The 4002-nt window shown below is 68.8% G+C and carries 5 protein-coding genes; 2 read left to right on the top strand and 3 right to left on the bottom strand.

The window, feature by feature from the left end:
* A partial coding sequence (locus VNE62_11260) for a hypothetical protein (GenBank protein HVE92856.1) occupies positions 1 to 455 on the top strand: 455 nt, incomplete at its 5' end.
* A 25-nt stretch (positions 456 to 480) separates the two neighbouring features.
* Here the strand turns inward: VNE62_11260 and VNE62_11255 are convergent.
* Together VNE62_11255 and VNE62_11250 are read right to left on the bottom strand one after the other, a co-directional pair.
* Complete coding sequence (locus VNE62_11255; protein HVE92855.1) at positions 481 to 1017, bottom strand: SRPBCC family protein; 537 nt, start codon at positions 1015 to 1017, stop codon at positions 481 to 483.
* Positions 1018 to 1022: 5 nt separating this feature from the next.
* Complete coding sequence (locus tag VNE62_11250) at positions 1023 to 1322, bottom strand: metalloregulator ArsR/SmtB family transcription factor (GenBank protein ID HVE92854.1); 300 nt, start codon at positions 1320 to 1322, stop codon at positions 1023 to 1025.
* Between the two features lie 131 nt (positions 1323 to 1453).
* On the opposite strand from VNE62_11250, the gene VNE62_11245 reads away from it, so the two are divergent.
* Positions 1454 to 3202: a hypothetical protein gene (locus tag VNE62_11245; GenBank protein ID HVE92853.1), complete on the top strand. Its 1749-nt coding sequence runs from the start codon at positions 1454 to 1456 to the stop codon at positions 3200 to 3202.
* 69 nt (positions 3203 to 3271) lie between these two features.
* Here VNE62_11245 and VNE62_11240 read toward each other — a convergent pair.
* The coding region (locus VNE62_11240) for an aminoglycoside phosphotransferase family protein (GenBank protein ID HVE92852.1) at positions 3272 to 4002 on the bottom strand (731 nt) is incomplete at its 5' end.

Genomic DNA, 4002 nt, shown 5'->3' with positions numbered 1-4002 from the left:
TGTCGGGCGACGTGAGGGGGGCCGGAAGCTGGGCCGACGCAGCCTTGGGACAGGCCGGTTCGGACGTGAGCCGGCGGGCGGCGCTTCACGCCAAGGCAGGCGTGGACCTGGCGGACAACCGCCTGGAGTCCGCGGCGGACGCGTTGACGGAGGCTCTGCAACTGGTGCCCAGGCTGAGCGCGAACCAGTACCCGAGGCTGCCCGTGCTGGAGCTCATGGTCCGGGTGGAGGCCGCCGCGGGGCGAGCCGGGCGAGCGGCCGTCCTGCTCGGATGGGCGGAGAGCATCCGCAGTCGCGAGGCGGTTCCGATGCCATCGGCGGACCGGCCGGTGCTCGACACGGTCCGTGAGGACCTGCGGCGGGAGCTGGGTGAGGAGGCATATTCAGCGGCCGTCGAACGGGGGGCCGGCATGACCCCGGACGAAGCCACGGCCTTCGCTTTGAACCGGGAGTAGCGCGCCCGAGTGCCGCCTGATCCTCCTAGGTCACCTGGGAGCCGAGCCTTTCCGCGTACTCCTCGTTGAGCTTCGTCCAGTACTGGTGCTCCAGCTGATCCGTGTGCCCGTCAAGAGCCCGGGCCAGCTGGTCCAGCAGCACGTGCCAGCCGGCCAGCGTGCTGGGGACCGGCTTCCATCCGTCCGGAAGGTCGAAGCGGCCGCGGAACTCGTCCGCCTGCTCTTGTGACATCCCCTTTAACCGGTGCGTGAGGACTAGCTGGGTGCCGCCCTCGGCGGGTTCGAGCTCCCATCGGACGATGCCTCCCTCCCAGTCAAAGGAGTTCCACCCGAACGCGATCAGGCGCGGCGGGTCAAGCTCGGTGATGGTGCTTTCGATCCCGTGGCCCGTCATGGATATGCGACCCCCGACGCGGAGGTCGACCTGCCCTCCCTCGGCCAGCCAGTGCTTCCACTGCTCCGGCTGCGTCAGGGCGTCCCACACCTTGGCGACGGGGTGTGGAAGCCGCCGCTCGAACCGCAGTTCCCACTCGTCGCCCATCCGTTGCGCCTGTCCGTCCATTGAGCTCACTTCCTTTCCAGGTGCGCCTCGAGCGCATCCAGCTTGTTGGTCCAGAACCGCCGGTAGGGATTCAGCCACTGGTCGATCTCTCGGAGCGAGTCCGGGCGGAGGCGGTAGCGCCGACGCTGTGCATCCACCCGCACCTCCACAAGGCCTGCCTCGCGCAGAACCCGAAGGTGCTTGGACACCAGGGGCTGGCTCAGCGCCAGCCTGTCCACCAACTCGCCCACGGGCAGCTCCCGCCGCCGCAGGGCGTCGAGGATGCGGCGGCGGTTGGGCTCAGCTACGACTTCAAACGTAGTCACTCCTTGAGGATAACCAAATGGTTATATGCTCATCAAGGCATGGACCGTGGGCAGTTGGACGGTTGCGTCGGGGCAGACGGTCGTGGACCCACGACAAGGACAACGGGGGCTCGACGGCGAAGAACAGGTCCATGTTGATTCGTGGGGCTATTGCTGTATTGGCGACGCTGGTGGCGGTTGCCGCGGCCCCCGCTTTGGGGGCCAACCCGGCGGCGCCACCAGACGTGTCCGGCCCGGCCTCCGCAGCGCCACCGGACGCTGCCGGCCCCTACGAGGTGAGGACGGCCGAGTACGACGCTGGTGTCGCAGTCGTCGGCGCTCCGACCAACCCCACTCCCACACGCATGTACGGCGTGATCCACGCTCCGGTGGGGGCGGTCCGGTCCCCCGTCGTGCTGTTCATGCACGGTGCGCACCACCCCTGCAGGGTTGCCGGCAGGGACGTCACTGTCGGCGGCGTCCTTTTCCCCGGCCCCTGTCCCACCGCTGGCCCCGTCGAGGACCTGCCCAGCTGGCGGGGGTACGACTACGCCGGCCGCGTCCTCGCCTCTCACGGGTACACGGTCGTGTCGCCCAGCGTGAACTGGGTGCTGTCCATGCGGCCGCCACCTATGGACGACCTGAGCCTTCGGGCTGACCTGGCGCGGGCCACGCTGGACCTGATGGAGTCCTGGTCGGACGGCGGCGGTCCGTCGTCGGCCCTCGATCTGCGGGGGTCGCTGGACGTGGACCGGGTCGTCCTCGTCGGACACTCGCGCAGTGCCGATGCCCTCGCTGGGCTGGTGCGCCGGGAGCAGGCCGATGTGTCCAAGCCGTCGCCGTACAGGGCCCTGATCGAGATAGGCGCCGTCGACTTCGACTTCGACCGGCGCGTGCACGCCCCAACGGGTCTGCACTTCGCCGCGATCACCGGGTCTTGCGACTTCGAGACGGGGACCCAGGGCGCCAGAGTCTGGGACCGTTCGCGGTTCGACCTGAATTCAGACGCCTACGCCAGGGCGCAGTTCACTTTGGTCGGAGCCAACCACGGGTTCTTCAACTCCGAGTGGCCGGACGAGTGGCAGCGTGACCCGACACAGGTGCTGCCCCTGAATCCGTACGAACACGCGATTTGCATGCCGGACTCCCCGCGGAGCAACCGCCTGCCACGCGCAACGCAGGAGTCAATCACGGCAAAGATCGTCGCCGCATTCATCCGCACCCACGTCGGAGCAGAGCGCGACCTGGAGTGGCTTCTGACGGCGCGCGGCGCTCCGGCACTGTCAGGCTGCGTGACGTCGTGCACTCCGGCCGTTCTTCCGTCCTATCTGCCGCCTGCCGGCGAGAGGACGTTCGTGACGACGTGGATGAGCGGCGCCAATGCGGCGGGGGGAGCCATAACCACGTCGGGGGGCGACCTTGCCGTCTGCGACAGCGCCCGCGACCAGTGTCCTCAGTGGTGGATCAACTCGGCTTCAAGCCAAGCGACGATCAACTGGAACAGCAAGGCGACCGTGCAGATGCCGTTTCCGGACCTCGTCGCGAACCGTTGCGAAATCGTCATCCGCGGCGCGATGAACGACGCCTCACCGAGCAACGACGGGGCGGCGTCCGTTCCCTGGGCCGTGGAGCTTGTGAACTCCGATGACGAGCGCGCCACGGTGTCCGGTGAGGGCTTCGGCTGGTCCTTTATCCGGCCCCCCCCGAGCGACGGCAATCAGTTCGGCCGCAATGACGAGCTGCGCAGGGGATGGTGGTCGCTGTCGGAGACGCGAATTCCACTGGCGGCCTTCCGTGGCGTGCACCTCATCTCGTTGAAGAGCGTCGTGATCCACTTTGGCGACGGGAGCCGTCCGGGGAACGTGCAGCTGGGCGAGGTCATGTTCCAGGGAGCCTGCTAGGTAAATCGCAGGCAAGTCACGCCCCGGGTCCCCTCGGGATGCTGAGCCGGACCGCTTGCCGGCGCCGTCTCAGAGGCGGGCCAATGAGCGGCGGACCAGAGCCGCCGATCTCGCTTTCACCTTGCCAGTCGTCAGATCCCGGCGCCCCTGTTCGGCATAAGCGCCCGCCCAAAGATGGCTCCATCGCAACGCGCTGAGTCCGCATGCGAGGTCGTACAGCGGCAGGTGCTCGAGGCGGGCGCCGGAGATCCGCTCGTAGTGCTCGAGCATTCGGTCGGCCGCTCGGAGGCCGAGCAGCACGCACAGGTCTGCGCGGCAGTAGGCGACGTCCCACGCGCGCGGGGCCAGCCGTGCGGCACTCCAGTCGACGACGCCGGACAGGCGTCCGCGTGACCACAGCAGGTTGCCGGGATGGAAATCGCAGTGCGCAAAGACCTGTCCGCGCCGCGGGACCTTCGGCAGCTCGCGCTGGAGCAGGTCGACGGCTGGACCCGTCAGCGCGGTCAGCCGAAGTCCTCTCGGTGGCTGCCACGGCCGCCGTTCGCGGACTGCGGCCGGCACCCCCCGCCGGGGGCCGCCGGCGACGGCAATCAGCGCCTGCGCGATCTCCCGCAGCCACGTGTCCAGGTCGGCCGGGGCGTGAAGGGGGCGTCCGTTCAGTCGGCGCATGACCAGAGCCGGGGCTCCGAACCACGCCCCGGACGCGTCGATCGCAACAGGCTCGGGAGTCGGCACCTCCACTGCGGACGCGCAGTTGAGCCGGTCCCACTCCTGTGGCGCCGTGTCGTCGTCCGGTGCGT

It is taken from the genome of Actinomycetota bacterium (assembly GCA_035536535.1).
Taxonomy (GTDB): Bacteria; Actinomycetota; JAICYB01; order JAICYB01; family JAICYB01; genus DATLNZ01.
Note: the sequence above shows the minus strand (reverse complement) of the source record. Positions and strands in the feature narration are given on the sequence as shown.

Coding starts and splice junctions, on each gene's coding strand:
- VNE62_11255 (HVE92855.1), bottom strand. CDS start 1,017: ATGGACGGACAGGCGCAACGGATGGGCGACGAGTGGGAACTGCGGTTC.
- VNE62_11245 (HVE92853.1), top strand. CDS start 1,454: ATGTTGATTCGTGGGGCTATTGCTGTATTGGCGACGCTGGTGGCGGTT.